Genomic DNA, 18,522 nt, shown 5'->3' on the forward strand with positions numbered 1-18,522 from the left:
GTAGGCGGCATAAACGCGTACGAAATCACCCTAAAACGGCTGCAATTACGGCTATGCAAATTGGGCTAGTGACAGTAGAAAACAGTATGCCGTCGCGCGCAAAACTTAAGCCGACGTTGTAGCGCGCAGCATAATTGTAAACGTTTTGACCGGTTGGAAGCGCAGCTAACACAACGCACGCATACAAAGTCGCACCGCGAAAACCCATCACAAAGTAAGCCAGCAAAAACGCAATTGCAGGCATAATAAGATTTTTTAGCACTGCAACCGTGGCAATAGCAGCTCGATTAGAATCTTTTTGCAAAGGCTTGCTGCCATAAAGCGACATTCCAAAAGCCATTAAAATCATTGGAACTGCAGAATCGCCAATCATCTTAATTGGATCGTAAAGAAAATTCGGAACAGGGAAGTAGCCAACTTTTGCGGAAATTGCTGAAATAATAATTCCACCAAGCGAACCAATTAAAAGTGGCTGTTTTAAAGGCTGCTGAGCTATGCGCTTAAGCGAACATTTGCCAGTAGTTGTAATGTCGAGAACCGTCAAACCAACAGGAGTAAACACAGCTTGTTGCATAACTAAAATCGGAGCAACAAGCGCAGGATTTCCCAAAATATAAGTTGCAACTGGAAGGCCAATATTGTTTGAATTCAAATAAAGAGAATTGAGCGCGCCTATAGTGCAGTCGGCTGCAGGAAGATGGAAACAAATGCGATTAAGCAGCACGAACGCAACTCCAACAATCATCGCAGAAAAGAATGCAACAAAAATCGAAGAGTGAAAAATCTCAAAAATAGGTTCTTTAGAAAGGATCGCAAACATTAAGCAAGGGCTGGAAACGAAAAAACTGACGCGATTTAGCACCATTTGAGCCTGTGAACCGCCAACGCGCATGCGAGCAGTAACGTAGCCTGCAGCAATAACAATGCCAATTACGCAAAAGCCTTGCATTGCGCTGATTAAGCCCATTTCTTGCCTCCAAAGGGTATCCCAAATAGTATTTCCAAATAGTAAGTAGTGCGCAAATATATTCGCACAAACCTATGCTGCAACTATAGGAGCGATACGCAACTTTTATGTGTGCGCAACGATTTTCATTAGTGCAGATAGTAGCGCGCGTGTAGTTTTGCTGCTTTTGGCTTAAAAGTAACGTTGTAAATTTTAATATTCAACGAGTTATATATTTGACTCGGCAATATGGCATACTAGAGAGCGGTGGCACTGCAAGCCGCCAGGCAATCGATGGCGTCGATCCCCTCGTGAGCGTTTTCCGAGGCTGGCGTCCGCTGTCGCGCAGCTAGACTTTGTAGAGAGCTTTGGGGTGGCTCGCGCACGTGCGTGCTCAACTTAAAGCCAGGGATGCGAGGCGATGCAGCGTCTCGTGAGGAGCATAGTGCCCAGAATAATAAGAGAACGCTTCAATGAATCTGAAGCTGAAAATAGTAGAACTGTGTTTAAAACTGCTACTTCTGCGGATATGTCCGAAACAATGCAATCTGCAGATTCTTCGGAAAGTAACATAGCTGCCGGTGATACTTTGCAGCAAAGCTCTGGTGTTACGCGTCGCCGTCGCGGTCGACGAGTTACGCGTGGTGCCGGTGCGGCTGGAGAAGCAATGGAACTAAAAGTTGAGGATTCTAGTGCGAAGAATTCTGAGCCGCATGTTGTTAAATCGCGCCCAATAACTTCGCTGCTATTCCAGGAACCAGTTCTTCCTAAGATAGTGAACGATCGTACTGAAGAAAGCAGCGGTTCGCGCGACGACTTGCGTGACGATTTGCGTGACGGTTTGAATGATGACTTGCGCGATGGCTTGAATGATGATTTGCGTGATGACTTGCGCGATATTTCTCGCGGAAGGCGCGCTGGACGCAATAGCCGCAATAGCCGTGATGCTCGTGATAGCCGTGATAGTCGTGATTCTCGCGATAGTAGAGAACGCAAGTCGCGTTCTGAAAGACGCGAGAATTCAAGCGAAATGAAGCGTGATAGCGGCAGAGGAAATAGCCGTGAAACATCGCGTGAAACAAGTCGTTCTATGTATTCTCAAGATTCTGAGTACACTAAGGATTTTCAGGATTCGCAAGATGGTCGCGATGAAAAAACTCGCAAAAACCAGCGTTCTCGCCGTTCTCGCAGGTTGAATGCTGTTGAGCGACGTGCTGCAGCTGAAGTCGAGCAAATTGAAGAAGATCTTACATACGACAATATTGTTTACGCTCCTATTGATACGCGCATCGATGAAACTCTTGACGTTAGCGATATTTTATCTGCAGAAAATACTTCAAATAGGCGTTCTAATCGTCGCAATATGTCAAATAACATTTCTGATGATGATGACGCTCGAAATGAAAGCGATGCAGTAGACAGCAGAAGTGGCAGCGATAGCAGAGATAACAGAGGTAATCGCAATAACAGAGATGGTCGCGATAGAAGAGATAGCCGCGATAGCAGCGACGAAAGCGATAACAGAAGCGCAAACGACGACTATAATGCAAATAATGACAATGATGACGACGAAATGATGATTACGCGCCGCCGTCGTCGCCGCCGTAACTCTCGCGCTGATCGCAACGAAAGCCGCAACGAAAGCCGCGATTTCGACATCGATATTTCTAACGATCTTGACGATGACGCAAATTCTCGCACAAAACGCGCAAATCTAGATGAAGTCTCTCAAGAAGATCGCGATTTAATTCCAGATCCAGAAGAGCTTCGTGAGCAAGATGAGGAAGAAACTCTTTATACGCGCCGCCGTCGTCGCCGTCGTTCTAAATCTTCCGATGACGCAAATTCCGCATCTTCTCAGGAAGAGTCGTCCGACTACACTAATGCAAACGAAGATGACTTGACTTCTCGCCGCTCGCGCAAGCAGCAGTATATAGACGAAATTACGGATATTGAAGGCTCTACGCGACTTGAAGCAAAGCGCCAACGACGTAGAGATAATAGACGTGAGCGTAGCCGTCAGAACCTTCTTATGGAGCAAGATTTCCTTGCTCGTCGCGAAAATGTTGAACGATTAATGGTTGTTCGTGAGCGCGATCGCCACACGCAAATTTCCGTTATTGAAGACAATATTCTTGTAGAACATTACGTTTCTGATATTCAAGAAGTTGCCACTGTTGGAAATATTTATCTTGGGCGCATTCAAAACGTGCTTCCAAGCATGGAAGCTGCATTCGTAGATATTGGTCAAGCCAGGAATGGCGTGCTTTATGCAGGCGAAGTTAATTGGGATATGGCTCGTCTTGAAGGTCAGCCTCGTAGAATTGAGCTTGCGTTTAAGTCTGGCGATCCTGTGCTTGTGCAGGTTACTAAGGATCCAATTGGACATAAGGGTGCTCGATTGACTTCGCAAGTAACTCTTGCAGGGCGTTTCTTAGTGCTTGTGCCATCTGGCGGCATGACAGGTGTGAGCCGCAAGCTTTCGGATCGAGAGCGCTCGCGTTTGCGCGCTATTGTGTCGAAGATTGCACCAAAAGATATGGGCGTTATTATTCGTACTGCTGCTGACGGTGCAAGCGAGGAGTCGATTGAAAAAGACTTAGATTCGCTTGTTAAGCAGTGGGAGCGCATTGAAGCTAAGCGCGAAGAATACTTGCATGGAAAGCGCCCTAAGCTGTTACAGGGTGAGCCTGATGTGGCAATTCGTGTTGTACGCGATATTTTCAACGATGACTTCCAAAAGCTTATTGTTGAAGGTGAGGGAGTGCGTCAGCGAATTGATGAATATCTTGAGATGATGGCTCCAGATTTGCGCAGCAAGGTTGAATATTGGGATCCTGCTGAGCATGAAGGCAAAGACGTTTTCGATAAGTGGCAGATTGATAGTCAGCTTCGTAAGGGCATGGAGCGTCAGGTTTATTTGCCGGCTGGCGGCTCTATTGTGATTGATCGTACGGAAGCAATGACTACGATCGATGTGAATACTGGGCGATTCATTGGGCGTGGTAAGTCTTTGGAAGAAACGGTTACTCGTTGTAATTTGGAGGCTTCTGAAGAGATTGCGCGCCAGCTTCGTTTGCGTGATATTGGTGGCATGGTCATGATCGATTATGTTGATATGGTTATGCCAGCGAACCGCGATTTGGTTTTGCGTAGGCTTTTGGAATGCTTGGCTAGGGATCGCACGAAGCATCAAGTTGCTGAAGTTACGTCTCTTGGCCTTGTGCAAATGACACGTAAACGCGTTGGTCAAGGCTTAGTTGAAGCGTTCTCTGAAGAGTGTCCAACGTGCAAAGGTCGTGGATTTATTTTGCACGATGAGCCTACTGTTTCTTCGGAATATGCGGATCCTTATGCGCTTAAGGGTGGAGATCCTTTTGTTAAAACAAACAAGTATGGTCATGGAAGCGCAACAGAACAGCCTGCTCCCGTTAAGCAGCAGGGTTCTAGCGCGGAAGTGAGAGCTAAGTTAGCGCGTATAGCTGCCGCATCTGTAATTACTGACGCAGCTCATAAATCTGAAGAAGAAACGCAGTATAGTAATTTTTTGAATTCTGAAGAAGATTCTGTATCTTCTAATGCGGATGAAACTGGCGAAGTTGCTGAAACTGGCGAAATTGTGGAAACTAGTGAAGATAGTGAAACTGCGGAAACTAGTGAAGCGTATAAAACTTCTGAAGAATTAGTTGAAAATAATTTAGAGGATACTACGCAAGAGATTACTGAGTATACTGCGGAACAACCTACGCAAGAAACTACGCAAGAAACTGTTCAGGAACCTACGCAAGAACCTACAGAAAGTGATGATTGCGCCTCTGAATAGTGACTAAGTATATGCCTTGAGTACAATATTGAATATTGTCTGCATTGACTCATGAATCTAGCGACTTGACGTTAGTACATGGGTAGGTGTATTTTTGATAGTCGGTGTCTTGCCGCGCGCGTTTTGCTGTGCGCAAGGCAAAAGTAAGCTTTCAATTGAGCTAAGGAACGAATTATGTACGCGATTGTGAAGGCCGGTGGCCATCAAGAGAAGGTCGAGGTTGGCGACGCCATTCTCGTGAACCGTCTCGATGCAAAGAAGGGCGATACCGTGGAATTCCCGGTCGCGCTCGTTGTTGACGGTGCTAAGGTGACCTTGAGCGCCAAGGATCTTGCTAAGATCACGGTGAAGGCAGAAGTCTTGAACGACGAAGCCAAGGGTCCAAAGATTAGCATTATGAAGTATAAGAACAAGACTGGTGTGGCTCGTCGCAAGGGTCATCGTCAGAAGTTGACTCTCGTCAAGATCACGGCCATCGCCTGATTGACGGTGTTATAAACCTGAAAGGACAGTGAGATGGCACATAAGAAGGGTGCGTCTAGCTCGCGCAACGGTCGCGACTCGCAAGCGCAATATCTTGGTGTTAAGAAGTTTGGCGGTGAAGCTGTAGTGGCTGGCAACATTATCGTTCGTCAGCGCGGCACTAAGTTCCACGCAGGTCAGAACGTTGCTTTGGGCAAGGATCACACGCTGTACGCTTTGGTGGACGGCAATGTGAAGTTCGGTATTCGTCGCGACCGCAAGGTTGTTGACGTTGTTACCGCCTGAATCTTAGTTAAGCCTAAGTGCTTCAACAATAAGTCGGCGACAATAAGTCGACGATAAAACGTTTAAGCCGCACCCAGTTCGGTGCGGCTTTTTTGTTCTCGCATGTTCCCGAGAATTTAAGTGTTTATCTTCGAGTAAGGTAGCAGTATGAGTGATTTTGTAGACCGCGTAACAGTGCATGTAAAAGGCGGAGATGGTGGAAACGGATCTGCCGGAGTTCGTCGCGAAAAGTACAAGCCATTAGCAGGCCCAAATGGCGGTAATGGCGGTGACGGCGGTTCCGTTATTTTTGTAGCTGATCGCAACGCAAATAGCTTACTTGACTACCGCTTCATGCCTCACCGCACTGCAGAAAACGGTACGATGGGCTTAGGTGACACTAAAGACGGTTCAAAAGGTGCAGACTTAGTACTTCCTGTGCCTGTTGGAACTGTTGTTTTTACAGCACGCGGTGCCGCAGGCTCTCAAAAGCGACCGGGCGAAGTTTTGGCGGATTTGCAACATGTTGGAGACAAATTCGTTGTAGCGCAGGGAGGTGCTGGCGGTCTTGGCAACGCAGCACTTGCAAACAAAACTCGTCGTGCCCCAGGATTCGCGCTTTTAGGCGAGCCTGGCGAAGAGCGCGACGTAATTTTGGAACTCAAATCTATCGCAGACGTAGCTTTAGTTGGATTCCCTTCCGCAGGAAAATCAAGCTTAGTTGCCTCAATTAGTGCAGCTAAGCCGAAAATTGCTGATTACCCGTTTACTACTTTGGTGCCAAACCTAGGCGTTGTAAGCTTTGGCAACTATCGCTACACAATTGCAGACGTTCCAGGCTTAATTCCAGGAGCTTCCGAAGGAAAAGGCTTAGGTCTTGAGTTTTTGCGTCATATTGAGCGCACAGAAATTATTGCGCACGTAATCGATTGCGCAACGCTGGAGCCAAATCGCGATCCAATTAGCGATTACCACGCTCTTGAGCATGAGCTTGCGCAATACGCTGATAAACTTGAGCTTCCGTTGGGTGCGATCCCAATTCCAGAGCGTCCGCGCATTATTGTGCTAAATAAAGTTGATGTGCCTGAAGCTAAAGAATTGGCTGATTTTGTACGCGGTGAATTTGAGAAGATGGGATTGACTGTATTCGAGATTTCTACCGCATCGCATGAAGGCTTGAAAGAGCTCGGTTTTGCGCTTGGGCGAATGGTTGAAGAAATGCGTGAGAAGCTCGCTGCCGAGGAAGCAGCGCGTGAAGAAGAGCGTGTTGTCATTCAGCCTCTTGAGCAGCAGACTTCAGCTTTGCGTCGTCGTCGCGATGATGGACGTGGAAATAGTGCAGACTTTGAAATTAAGCGCGAAGAAGACAGGAATGGTGATTTTTGGTTCACTGTTACTGGCACGAAACCTGAGCGCTGGGTTGTGCAAACGAATTTCGACAACGACGAAGCCGTTGGTTATTTGGCGGATCGCTTAGCAAAGCTTGGTGTTGAGGATGAATTGCGCAAGAAGGGCGCGCGTCCAGGAGACGAAATTCGTATTGGCACTGGGAACCATATGGTTTGCTTCGACTGGGATCCAAGTATCGCTGCTGGTGCAGAAGGATTGGACGGCGCTAACTTGGGTGCGCGTGGCAAGGATTTGCGAATCGAAGCGAACGATCCTCGCGGAGCAAGGCGCACGAATGCTGAGCGTAGACGAGATTATCACAGCATGATGGATGCAAAGAGCGCAGTTCGAGACGCGATGATGGCTGAACGAAAGTCGGGTCACTGGGCGGATCCTTCTGTGGATGACGATCGCCATGACGAAAATAGCTTGTTTGGCCGTGGCGAAGAGCAAGAAAACTAGAAGAATCAATGTCAAAAGGAATCTTATGAATAATCCAGAAATTGAGCTTACCGAAGATGGGGTTCGGTGTTCAATTCGTGAGGCGCGCACAATCGTTGTAAAAGTTGGCTCAAGCTCACTTACGAGCGCGTCCGGGCAGCTGGATTTGCAAAAGTTGCGCGCTCTTGTGACTGCAATAAGTCACGCGCAAATGCAAGGCGCTCGCATTGTGCTTGTGTCTTCTGGAGCAATTGCAGCTGGATTTGGTTTGCTCGGCTTTAATGAGCGTCCTAAAGATGTGCCGACTCAGCAGGCAACAGCTTCAGTTGGTCAAGGATTGCTTATGGCTCAATACGAAGCTGCATTTTCGCAATTTGGTTTCAGAGTCGGGCAAATGCTTCTTACTGCGGACGTTACTATTTCGCCGTCGCGCTACCGCAATGCACAGCGCACAATGCTACGTTTGCTTGAGCTTGGCGTAATCCCAATAGTAAACGAAAATGATGCACTTTCTAGCAACGAAATTCGATTTGGTGACAACGACCGTTTGGCGGCTCTTGTAGCAAATATTGTGCGAGCGGAAGCTCTTGTGTTGCTTACGGATGTGGATTCTCTTTATACTGCGCCTCCTAGTGAGCCGGGTGCTAAGCGTGTGAGTTTTGTGCCAGATGTGACGCGCGCGATTGAAGAAGTGAAAGTTGGCGCAAGTGTTTCGGGCGTAGGTACCGGTGGTATGGTGACGAAGATGGAAGCTGCGCATGTTGCTGCAGTTTCGGGAATTCCAACTGTGCTAACTTGCGCTGGAAATGCTGGTCCGGCACTGGCTGGAGATGCTGTTGGCACTGTGTTTGCGCCGGTGCATACGCGCGATTCTTCAAGGCGACTTTGGATTGGTTTTGCTTCACATCCGCACGGAGCTTTGGTGGTTGATGATGGTGCTGCGAAGGCGGTTCGCGGAGGTCGTGCGAGCTTGCTTGCGGCTGGTATTGTTGGCGTGCGCGGCGAGTTTTCGGCGACGGATCCTGTGTGGATTGACGATGAGCAGGGTAATCACTTGGCTAAGGGCTTGGTGGCTTTCGACGCGGAGGAAATTCCGGAGATTATGGGGCGTACGAGCGATGAGCTTGAAGAATCACTCGGCCGTCAGTATGCGCATCCGGTGGTTCATCGCGATAATCTCGTGCTTGTGTAATCAATTGCAGCTCCAAATGCTGGGAATTTTCCGGCGAATGTTTCACTACTCCGGTCTTCAGATACGCGCGCAGTAACAGTACTGCACTAGTGTCTCAAAACAAGCAAAATGAGACACTCGCGCAGAACGACGACTGCACGAATGTCCTAAAACAGACAAACAGAGACAATAACGCAGTAACTCATCTGCACCAGTGTCTCAAAATGGGCAAAATGAGACACTCGCGCAGAAAGCAAGTCATTGCGCGCTACGCTTTAAGCGCGAAAGCAGGTCGTTGCGCACGCGCCGGTTAAATTTTCGGCAGATTTGTCGTTTCGCGGCTTAAGGTTACACTGTAAATCATGGCAGAGAATATTGCAGAAACTTCATCCTCAGAAAATTGGCGCGTATTAAGCGAGCGTATAAACCGAGTCGCTCCGAGCGCAACTTTGGCAGTAGACGGCAAGGCAAAAGCTATGAAAGCTGACGGCATTGACGTTGTAAGCTTTGGCGCGGGCGAGCCAGATTTTCCTACTCCTTCTTACATTGTTGATGCTGCAACGCAAGCTTGCAAAGATCCGCGCAACTATCGTTATACTGCTACGGCAGGTTTGCCAGAGCTTAGGGAGGCGATTGCGCGCAAAGTGCAGCGAGATTCCGGCTACGAAGTTTCCCCAAATCAAGTCGTAGTTACAAACGGCGGAAAGCAAGCTGTGTACGAAGCTTGCCAAATTCTTTTAAATGATGGCGACGAAGTTATTATTCCAGCTCCGTATTGGACGAGTTATCCGGAAGCAGTAAAGCTTGCAGGCGGCGTGCCTGTGCCGGTTTTGGCAGGTGCAGATCGCGGTTTTGAGCCAGATATTGAGGCAATTGAGTCCGCTCGCACTTCACGCACGCGCGCAATTATCGTAACTTCGCCTTCGAATCCTACAGGTGCTATTTGGAGCGCGCAAACTATTCGCGCAATCGGCGAGTGGGCTGTAAAACACCATATTTGGGTTATTTCTGATGAGATTTACGAGCACTTGCATTACGACGGAATTTCGACTTCGTATATTGGCGTCGAGGTGCCGGAAATTCGTAAGCAGCTGCTGATTTTGAATGGTGTTGCGAAAACTTACGCCATGCCTGGCTGGCGTGTTGGCTGGATGGTGGCGCCAGAAGATGTTGCTAAAGCTGCAATTAAGCTTCAAAGCCATATGACTTCTAATGTTTCTAATATTTCGCAACGTGCAGCAATTGCTGCAGTAGGCGGCTCGCTGGACGTGGTTGCCACTATGCGTGAGGCTTTTGATGCTCGTCGCAAAGCAATTGTGGAAGCGTTGAACAATATTGATGGCGTTACTTGCCCTCTTCCTCACGGCGCTTTTTACGCGTTTGCTAACGTTGAAGCGCTGCTTGAGCGTCCTCTTGGCGAGAAGCGCGAAGTGCCGCATACTTCTTCGCGATTTGCTGAAATGTTGCTTGACGAAGCGCATGTTGCTGCGGTTCCGGGAGAAGCTTTTGGTGCTCCTGGCTATTTGCGATTCTCTTGCGCTCTTGCTGACGACCAGCTTGCTGAAGGCATGCGTCGCATGAAGAAGTGGGTTGAAGCTTAAGCAAGTATTTATTGCAAAATAAGAACTTGCTTGTCGTTGCAAAATGCGACACTCGCTTTTGCACGACGATATAACGAAATCATGCCCATGAGATAGTATGTCTATCTGGCGGTTTGCTATTTCGTCCCTTTTGGGGTATGATGAGCAAGTTCACCTTAGGGATGTGGCGCAATTGGTAGCGCAACGGTCTCCAAAACCGTAGGTTGTGGGTTCGAGTCCCGCCGTCCCTGCCAGTTTTTTGTTCAAGTTTTTACACGAAGGATTCAAGCATGGCGCAGGCACGCAGTACTAAGAAAGCAGTAGAGCATAACTTGTTCGTGCGTATTGGCATGTTCGTTAAGCAAACTATTGACGAAACGCGCAAGGTTATTGCACCTCACGGCAAAGAGTTGTTTGCTTGGTCGTCTGCAGTTTTCATATTTGTTGTATTTTTGATGGCTTTCGTCACCTGCATGGACTTCGGTTTGGGTAAGTCCGTAATGTGGCTGTTCGGCTGAGTTGAAATTGGCTGAGTTGAAATTTTGAAGGTGTATGCAAGATGACTGATGAATTCAATCTCGAAGAAGCAAATGAAGCTGATGAGGCTTTTGCTTCTCTTGATGCTGACGAAGCAAATCATGATGCTGACGAAGCAAACGAATCAGCTGTAGATAATGAAGCTGCTGTATCTAGCGAGTCTGTTGAAGCTGATGTAGCTGATGGCGCAGCTTCTGCTGAAAGTGCTTCTGCTGACGATGCTGCTGATGCTTCTAGCGATGATGGCGATGCTGACGAAACTAGCGATGCTGACGATGCCGACCCAACTGATGCCGGCGCAATCGCTGTAGCAGAATTTTCTAAGAAACTTCGAACTTTGGAAGGCAAGTGGTACGTTCTTCATACGTATTCTGGTTACGAAAAGCGCGTAAAAACTAACGTTGAATCTCGCGTGCAGAGCTTTGGTTTGGAAGATAAGATTTTCCAGATTGAAGTTCCTATGGAAGAAGTCGAGAAGCATACGGAAAAGGGTAAGAAGGTTATTACTCGCGTGCGTGTGCCAGGCTATGTGTTGATTCGCATGTGGCCGGATGAGAACGCTCGTCGCATTGTGCGCGAAACCGAGGGCGTGACTGGTTTCGTTGGTCCTTCTAGAGAGCCTGCACCATTGAGCCGCAAGGAAGTTGTGGCAATGATGGCTCCGATGATTGCTTCCGAAGCTTTGAAGAATGCTGGCGATAAGCCGGCTGCAGCACGTAAGCGTAAGGTTGAGGTTGCTTACAAGGTTGGCGATCAGGTAACAGTTACCGACGGTCCATTCTCAACGATGGCAGCTGTGGTTTCGGATGTGGAGCCTACAACTCAGAAGCTTACAGTGTTGGTTTCCATCTTTGGTCGTGAAACTCCTGTGGAGCTTGGATTTAACCAAGTGGAGCCGATTGTTTGAGTTGAAAGCCTAGGCTTTTGTAGCTAGCTTTTGTAGTTAGCTTTTGTAGATTTTACAAACCGGGGTGCGTATTGCACTCCGGTTTTTTGTTTTGTTTTTTGTTTAGTTTTTTGGTTTTGTTTGGTTTTTCGTTTTAGTTAGTTCGCTTATTTACTACGACACGCCGTAAAATTTGGAAATAATCCTAAATTTTCTTGCAATTACAGTGCTTTTACCAATTTAAATAATAAATATTTCCAAATATCTAGTTTGGCTTGCAAATAGGCGTGGGGGGGGGGTATAGTGCTGAGTGTTTGAGAAGAACGTTTTTAGCAGAGAATTTTAGCAGGGCGTTTTAGCAGAGAATTCGAGTTTTTCAGTGCCGTTGTAATAACGACATTACTATATAAGAGTTGGTGAATTAGGAGGTAGGTGTATATGTTTAATTCGCATATATTTAGCCGTTTCCTTCGACTAGTGCGCTCAATTCGCCGTTCGCTATTTGCTTTTTTCGTGGCGATTGCAATGTTGCTTGCTACTTTTGTGATTGCTCCAACTTATGCTTTAAGCGCTGGTGGGAATGCTGGCGAAAGTGCTACTTCTACTGAGAAGGTTGAGGGCGCGAAGGCTGGTTCTACTAAGAGTGATGTTGAGCAGCAGCAGCCTGATCAGAGTGAATCTAATAATAATACTGAGCCTAATAAGAAAAATACTGGCTCTTCAAGCACTTTAACTAATAATAAGGAATCGAAGTCTGTTGAAAAGCAGAACTCTGATAGTAACAAGGTTGATGATAAGGCTAAGTCGACTGATTCTGATGTAAAGAAAAACGTCAAAGACGCTAAAAATAAAGCTGCTGATTCTGCAAAAGCTGCTAATAACGGCACTGACAGAGTTGCGAATGAAGAGCCTCAGCTTCCGGAAGAGTGCAGGAAAGCTGGCATGGATAAACTCGCAAAATGCTATGTAGCAAAGTATGAGTTTAAATATAAGAACAAATATGTATCGTATGCCAATATAACCAAACCAGATGAGTCTTATACTGGAGAACCAAAGTTTTATCGTGTTACTAAACTTAGTAATAATGGTGATCCGTCAAAATTAATAAATGTTTCGTACGATGAAGTTAAAGGCTTTGTAAAAAGTTTCTCTTTAGAGGGAATTGTAGTTGATGAAAAGTTACTTGATTCGAAAGAGGAAACTAATAAGTTTGTTGAAGTAGATTCTACTTCTGGCGCGGTTACAATACGTCCTAATAATTGGTTGAAGAAGGGTTACTATGACGTATATGTAAAAGTAGAGTATAAGGACGGGTCTGCCTTAACTCATCTGGAATCCTGCACTGAGCAGAGTAAATGTAAAGTTAAAGCTAAAGGTTATGAGGAATACTTACAATTTCGTGTCAAGATTAGATACAATGATACTAAAAATAATAATGTTTTATCGTTAAAGGTTTACAATCACCAGAAAGCTGAGGGTCGTACCGAAGTTGATGATGTTCCTTTTACTTTAAATAAAGATGGAAAATTTAACCCAAGTACAATTTTTATTGACAGCCAGTCTTCTGGAAAGTTTAACCGTATTTACCATCGCATGATTTGCCATAAAGACAGTGATAGTGATTACTATCTTAATTCAATTAATAATGACTTAACTCTTAGCGATAGTGATGTGTCTGGTTCAGCTAAGTCGTCCACGCAAAAGCAGTGGGAACATCGTTTAGGGAATCGCACAAGTGGCAGTGTGCTTAACGATTTTACTAGCGGTGAGCTGTACGAAAACGACGGTGACAGCATTGGCGAGCGTTCCCAAAGCTGGATTACTGGAACTCCAAAAGTTGGCAGTGAAGGTAAATATACTTGCAGAGTGTTTGCTATTAATGATGCTAATTTTTCTGCAGGTAAAGTTGTATCTGAAAGCTATGTAGATTTATTTGATTCGAACGCTAAAGATAAAAGTAAACTAAAGTCTGCCTTCGATAATCCGATGGATGCTTTTGGTAACAATAAAGAATCGCTTTCTAAGAAGAAAGGCATTGACTGGGATTATAAGACTATAACAATCCAGTTTGGAGATGAGCCGCCAAAAATTGGCGATAATGATCTTACGCTGAAAGTGTATCCGTTTAAGGATTCTACAACAGCGTTGACTAGCGACAATAACAAGATTTCTGCGATACTCGGTATGAGTCTTAAGCCGTTTGTTGATGCTACTTCTGCGGCGGATAGCGCGAATAAGATTACATTGCGCGTGCTGTGCTCGAAGGGCAAGAAGAAGGATTCTGGCTCGCGATCTGAGCAACCCTCTGAACCGTCGCAACTGTCTCAAACTGCTGGATCGCCGCAAGCTGAGGAGTCCCTTGAATACAAAACTTGGAGTAGTAATCTTGCCGAGCTTGGGCTGAGTGTGCCTGGGGATGATAATCAAAATACGTGCCACTCTGATAAAGAAGGCGAGAAGACTTGCGCGTCTGCTGATCCTAAAACGAATGTGGCTGCGCGAACTGATATGGAAGTGAGCATAAAGCCGACTGAGGTTGGCAATTACCAGTGCGTTGTGTACGCGCTGAAACCTAAAGCGCTCGCTAAGTTTGATGGTCTAACTGGCAGCTTAACCCCTGCAACGATAAGCTCTGCGCTAACTACTGATCCAGCATCTTTTAAAGAAAATAAGGATTTTGCTGCTTTTACGTTCAATATTCATTCGGTGAGCAATTTTACTTTGCCGAACACGGGCGGTCAGAGTTGGAATTTGCAGCTTGGTATTCTTGCAGCGCTACTGGTGAATCTGCTGGCGGCTGGCTTTGTGATAAGTCAAAGTGAGCGCGGCCGCAAATTAATTTTGGGAAGGTGGCGAGGCTTATGCAATTACGTATGAAGCAGTTGTATATGCATTTACTCGCGGTGCTTCGCATAAGGCGACTACGTACGCATTTGCGCATAAAGCCTTCCTGTTTCGCGCATTGTTTTATTGCGCAGTGTTTTATTGCGCAGTGTTTTATCGCGCAGTCTTTCGGGATTCGGGAGCGTGATAACACAAGGTAAATGCCAAAAATTTTAAAACTTTACTCGTATGAGCATGATAAATGCAAACTAACTCTCTACTTGCCGTAAAACGGCAAATGAAAGGAGTGAACATGAAAAAGTTCACTAATAAATTCGTGGCGGCGGTTGCGTCGCTCGCGATGGCTGGCACGCTGTGCGTCGCCGGCGCTGTAACTGTGTCCAGCGTTGCGTGGGGTGTGCCTCCAATTCCACAACACCATGATGATTCTAAGGATTCTAAGGCTCCGTGGGAGACTGGCGCTCCAACAAGCGGCACCATCACCATTCTTAAGTGCGATGCGGCTCAAGGCACTTATGCTCCAGGTACAGGAGACACTAAATCTAAGTGCCCTGCCGGTCACAGTCCGCTGCAAGGCGCAGTATTCAAGGTAACCAAGGTCACAAAGATTGGCACGAATAATGTTGATCTTAAAGATCTTAAGTCTTGGCAGAATATTGCAAATATTATTACCAAGTTGAATGAGCATACCGTGAAGGAAAGCGGCAAGAATGCTGATATTACTCTTGATACTACTAGCACGTCGTTAACTGCTACTGACAGTAACGGTAAAACAACTGCTAGTAATCTTGATCTCGGCTTGTATAAGGTAGAAGAGGTCACGCCTCCTACTAGCTATGGTGCTTCTGACTTGCAGTACTTCTACATGACTTTGCCGCTGATTTCTACGGATGCAAATAAAAACACGTACGAATACAACCCAATTGTAAAGCCTAAGAATAAGAACCTTTCTCAAACGATTACGAAGACGGTTGATAGTTCTAAGACTTTCACTGGCGTGAGTGATAAGGTTCCTTTCACTATTACTGCCGAGTTGAATGTTCCTAAGCCTGCTGGTCGAGATCTTACTGCAGATGACCTTAAAGGTTTCGCGGTGTTCGATGATGCTCCAACCGCTGCGTTTAAGGATATTGCTGCTGGTACTGTAACTGGAGTTAAAGTTGATGATACTCCGCTCAGTGATGGAAGTAAGTCTGGTTCTACTAAGGAATATGAAGTGACACCGGAAGCTAATTCTACGAATAATAAAATTACTACTGCCGGTGACACAATGAATCTCGAAGGTAATCGTACTCGAGTTTTGGTTAAGTTTACTGAAGATGGTAGGAAAAAGCTTCTTGCGGCATTGAAGGATACTACTAAAGCAAGTCACCACGTAACTGTTGACCTTGAGTTCTCTCTTAGCGATGCATACAAGAATCCTCCAGCTGCTGGCAAGACAGACAATAATAATCTTGTGAACAAGTCCGGTTACTTCCAGGCTGTTGGTAGTGATGATAATAATTTGCCGCCAATTATTCCTGAGGGTGATGGTACTAAAAGTGAATCCAAGGTAGAGTTTGGATATTTGCAGGTTCATAAGTACAAGGCAGAGCATCCTGATGTGAATCTTAAAGATGCAGAGTTCAAGATCTTTAGCGATCAAAAGAAAGCTCAAGGCTGTGCAGATGAACTCTTTAAGGGTGGAAAGCTTGCAGATATTGAAGCTTGCAAAGCTGCATCTTCCTTTGAAGGAAAAACTGACGATACTGATACAAGTAATAATCCTACAGGTAAGTTCAAAGCTCCTTATAAGGCTGTAGCTGGTTCAAAACTCTATGTTGTTGAGGTTAAAGCTCCTACAGGCTATAAGCTTTCTAATGTTATAAAGGAAGTTACGGTCGATGCAACAAGTACTGTGGCCAATCCTACTGTTGCAGAATTCCCGAATATTCCAGAACATAACATTGATGGCAAGAGCTTCTGGTTCAACCTTCCTGCAACCGGCGCTTACGGAATACTGATTTTCGCTGTCGTAGGCATGGTTCTTATTGTTGCTAGCGTGATTATGTACGTGCGCAATCGTAAGGAAGAAGAACAGCAGCAGAACGCTTGATCCGCTTTCTAAAGCTGGTCTTGTAGTCTAATAGCAAAGTGTGAGTCTAGGGTTTAATTAACTAAATCCTAGACTCACTTGCTCTTATGATTGTTCCCTCACAATCTCGTAACGAAAAAGTCGTGTTCTCGCCAACAAGCGACAGAAACTGTACAGTCTTGTAAAGTTTCGGTCGGCTACGCGCCAACAAGCGGCATAAACTTTACGTTCGTGTAAAGAAAAAGTCGTTTCCGCGCGAAAAGGCGGCATAAACTTTACGCTCGCGTAAAGTAAAGGTCGCGAAACAGCGAAAAAACGGCAGAAACTTTACGCTCGCGTAAAGTAAAGGTCGCGAAACAGCGAAAAAACGGCAGAAACTTTACGCTCGTGTAAAGTAAAGGTCGTATTTACCCAAACCTCCTGAAGCTTTGCACCAGTGCTTTGCAAACGTTGCTTATGTAGCTTTGCGGTTGTGCTCTGCAGACGTTGCTAATGAAGCTTTGCATTATTGCTTTGCTAACGGCGATTATTTATTGATTAGCGAACTTTAGCATTATTGCTCTGCAGACGTCGATTTCCTACTGTTCAAAGAACACTAGCGTCATTGCTGCTGCACACGTCACACCAAGCACTCCTACCACGCACCCATCCGCAGCTTAATTGTGTGACTTTAGTTGCACTTAGTAAGCCACGCACTTTTCGTAACAAACTTAACGAGTCTATGAGTTTTGTGTTGTGGTCTAATGTGGTAGAGCCTCAAAAGTTTTCGGGCAGAGCAATAAAAGAGGACTGAGGAAGCTACGTTCTTTAAGAACAGAGCAGACAGTAAAGCCTTTAACGGCTAAAGCGACGAAGGACGGGACTTGCGATGCTGAAAACTTTCGAGGCTCATCAGATCGTTTGCAGAAAACATCAGCCAAAACTCATAGACGAAAGCCAAGAATATCGCAAACAAATTAAAACAACAAAATAAAACCAATCTAAGCCTAATTATCTCACAAGGAGGAAGCATGAAATTAAACAACGTTGTTACGAAAGTATATGCTTTCTTCAATCAACTCAAAGCAAAACCCGTCGCTCCCACAACCGAAACAATCCAAGTCTCCGAAGCAACCGCAGCAACGCAAACCGCAGCCTCCGCAAACGCGCCAAAACCTGCTAAAAAACCAAAATCCAAACTTCGCCGCACTCTTGAGCCAATTGCCCTCGCGCTTGCCGCAATTCTGTGCTTCACATACCCGGTTGCGTCAACATTGTGGAATAACAAGGTGTCGAAGGAGATTTCCGCTGCGTATGATCGTTTGAGTCGTAAGCAGACTGCGAGTGCTCGCGAGAAGATTTTGAACGCGGCTCGTCGTTATAATGCGCGCCACAAGTCGATTATTACGGCTGATCCTTACGATGGCACGACGGATTACATGAAGACGCCGGAGTATAAGGAGTACGCTAAGCAGCTGGATGAGCCGATGGGGATTATGGGTATCGTAAAAATCCCGAAGATTGGCGTTAAACTGCCGATTTATCACGGTAGTTCGCAGGAGGTTTTGGCGTATGGCGCTGGGCACTTGTATGGCACGGATTTGCCAGTTGGTGGCAAAACGCGTCATGTGGTCGTGACGGCGCATACGGGTTTGCCGAATGCGACCATGTTTGATGATTTGGTGGAGTTGAAGAAGGGTGACTATTTCTATTTTGATGTGCAAGGGGAGACGCTGCGTTACAGGGTATTCCGAATTAGCGTGGTCGATCCGCATGATATTAGGTTGCTTCAACGCGAGAATGGGCGCGATTTGGCGACGCTGCTTACGTGTACTCCGTATGGTGTGAATACGCAGAGGCTGTTGGTTACGGGATATCGTGTGCTGCCAGATCCAGTTTTCGCACCTGGCGATAAGTTGCAGTGGCCGCTTTGGATGACGATGTTCATGCTCGCGCTCATCGGTTGTGCGGTGATTCTTGCGACGATGATTATTGCTGCGGTTCGCAAGCGTCGTCGCCGTGCTGCAAACCTTGCCAGCGCTAAGCATGTGGGTAAAAAATATGTTGTTAGTAAATAGTTGATAAGTCTAATTAATATGTGATAG

Annotated in this window: 12 protein-coding genes and 1 tRNA gene; 12 read left to right on the forward strand and 1 reads right to left on the reverse strand. The window is 46.2% G+C overall.

Annotated features, from left to right (window positions below):
* Positions 1–25: 25 nt before the first annotated feature.
* Complete coding sequence (locus tag HXT34_RS00790) at positions 26–967, reverse strand: AEC family transporter (protein WP_421784985.1); 942 nt, start codon at positions 965–967, stop codon at positions 26–28.
* Positions 968–1,391: 424 nt separating this feature from the next.
* Here HXT34_RS00790 and HXT34_RS00795 point away from each other — a divergent pair, with 424 nt between their 5' ends.
* From HXT34_RS00795 to HXT34_RS00850, 12 genes are all read left to right on the forward strand, one after another.
* Positions 1,392–4,769, forward strand: coding sequence for an Rne/Rng family ribonuclease (locus HXT34_RS00795; RefSeq protein ID WP_421784987.1), 3,378 nt, complete (start codon positions 1,392–1,394; stop codon positions 4,767–4,769).
* 174 nt (positions 4,770–4,943) lie between these two features.
* The gene (rplU, locus tag HXT34_RS00800) at positions 4,944–5,252 is read left to right on the forward strand and encodes a 50S ribosomal protein L21 (protein WP_004111933.1); all 309 of its coding nucleotides are present in this window, start codon (positions 4,944–4,946) and stop codon (positions 5,250–5,252) included.
* A 33-nt stretch (positions 5,253–5,285) separates the two neighbouring features.
* Positions 5,286–5,537 (forward strand): 50S ribosomal protein L27, encoded by a 252-nt coding sequence (gene rpmA / locus HXT34_RS00805; RefSeq protein ID WP_004106248.1) that lies wholly within the window; start codon positions 5,286–5,288, stop codon positions 5,535–5,537.
* Positions 5,538–5,684: 147 nt separating this feature from the next.
* Positions 5,685–7,367: a GTPase ObgE gene (obgE, locus tag HXT34_RS00810; RefSeq protein WP_391496015.1), complete on the forward strand. Its 1,683-nt coding sequence runs from the start codon at positions 5,685–5,687 to the stop codon at positions 7,365–7,367.
* Positions 7,368–7,392: 25 nt separating this feature from the next.
* On the forward strand, positions 7,393–8,538 hold the full coding sequence (gene proB / locus HXT34_RS00815) for a glutamate 5-kinase (RefSeq protein WP_391496014.1): 1,146 nt from the start codon (positions 7,393–7,395) through the stop codon (positions 8,536–8,538).
* Between the two features lie 341 nt (positions 8,539–8,879).
* On the forward strand, positions 8,880–10,118 hold the full coding sequence (locus HXT34_RS00820; protein WP_415683626.1) for a pyridoxal phosphate-dependent aminotransferase: 1,239 nt from the start codon (positions 8,880–8,882) through the stop codon (positions 10,116–10,118).
* 157 nt (positions 10,119–10,275) lie between these two features.
* Positions 10,276–10,351: transfer RNA gene (locus tag HXT34_RS00825), tRNA-Trp, on the forward strand.
* Between the two features lie 36 nt (positions 10,352–10,387).
* On the forward strand, positions 10,388–10,615 hold the full coding sequence (gene secE, locus HXT34_RS00830) for a preprotein translocase subunit SecE (RefSeq protein ID WP_415683628.1): 228 nt from the start codon (positions 10,388–10,390) through the stop codon (positions 10,613–10,615).
* A 41-nt stretch (positions 10,616–10,656) separates the two neighbouring features.
* Positions 10,657–11,541, forward strand: coding sequence for a transcription termination/antitermination protein NusG (nusG, locus tag HXT34_RS00835; RefSeq protein ID WP_421784991.1), 885 nt, complete (start codon positions 10,657–10,659; stop codon positions 11,539–11,541).
* A 417-nt stretch (positions 11,542–11,958) separates the two neighbouring features.
* On the forward strand, positions 11,959–14,397 hold the full coding sequence (locus tag HXT34_RS00840; RefSeq protein ID WP_421784993.1) for a Rib/alpha-like domain-containing protein: 2,439 nt from the start codon (positions 11,959–11,961) through the stop codon (positions 14,395–14,397).
* A gap of 259 nt (positions 14,398–14,656) precedes the next feature.
* Positions 14,657–16,459 (forward strand): SpaH/EbpB family LPXTG-anchored major pilin, encoded by a 1,803-nt coding sequence (locus HXT34_RS00845; protein ID WP_421784995.1) that lies wholly within the window; start codon positions 14,657–14,659, stop codon positions 16,457–16,459.
* A 989-nt stretch (positions 16,460–17,448) separates the two neighbouring features.
* Positions 17,449–18,495: a class C sortase gene (locus HXT34_RS00850; protein ID WP_421784997.1), complete on the forward strand. Its 1,047-nt coding sequence runs from the start codon at positions 17,449–17,451 to the stop codon at positions 18,493–18,495.
* Positions 18,496–18,522: the final 27 nt, after the last annotated feature.

It is taken from the genome of Gardnerella sp. DNF00983 (assembly GCF_049244265.1).
GTDB lineage: Bacteria > Actinomycetota > Actinomycetes > Actinomycetales > Bifidobacteriaceae > Bifidobacterium > Bifidobacterium vaginale_J.

Excerpts from the sequence above, each read along its gene's own strand:
- nusG (WP_421784991.1), top strand. The coding sequence starts at position 10,657 with ATGACTGATGAATTCAATCTCGAAGAAGCAAATGAAGCTGATGAGGCT.
- rpmA (WP_004106248.1), top strand. The coding sequence starts at position 5,286 with ATGGCACATAAGAAGGGTGCGTCTAGCTCGCGCAACGGTCGCGACTCG.
- HXT34_RS00790 (WP_421784985.1), bottom strand. The coding sequence starts at position 967 with ATGGGCTTAATCAGCGCAATGCAAGGCTTTTGCGTAATTGGCATTGTT.
- HXT34_RS00850 (WP_421784997.1), top strand. The coding sequence starts at position 17,449 with ATGAAATTAAACAACGTTGTTACGAAAGTATATGCTTTCTTCAATCAA.
- secE (WP_415683628.1), top strand. The coding sequence starts at position 10,388 with ATGGCGCAGGCACGCAGTACTAAGAAAGCAGTAGAGCATAACTTGTTC.
- HXT34_RS00820 (WP_415683626.1), top strand. The coding sequence starts at position 8,880 with ATGGCAGAGAATATTGCAGAAACTTCATCCTCAGAAAATTGGCGCGTA.
- HXT34_RS00845 (WP_421784995.1), top strand. The coding sequence starts at position 14,657 with ATGAAAAAGTTCACTAATAAATTCGTGGCGGCGGTTGCGTCGCTCGCG.
- HXT34_RS00840 (WP_421784993.1), top strand. The coding sequence starts at position 11,959 with ATGTTTAATTCGCATATATTTAGCCGTTTCCTTCGACTAGTGCGCTCA.
- proB (WP_391496014.1), top strand. The coding sequence starts at position 7,393 with ATGAATAATCCAGAAATTGAGCTTACCGAAGATGGGGTTCGGTGTTCA.
- rplU (WP_004111933.1), top strand. The coding sequence starts at position 4,944 with ATGTACGCGATTGTGAAGGCCGGTGGCCATCAAGAGAAGGTCGAGGTT.
- obgE (WP_391496015.1), top strand. The coding sequence starts at position 5,685 with ATGAGTGATTTTGTAGACCGCGTAACAGTGCATGTAAAAGGCGGAGAT.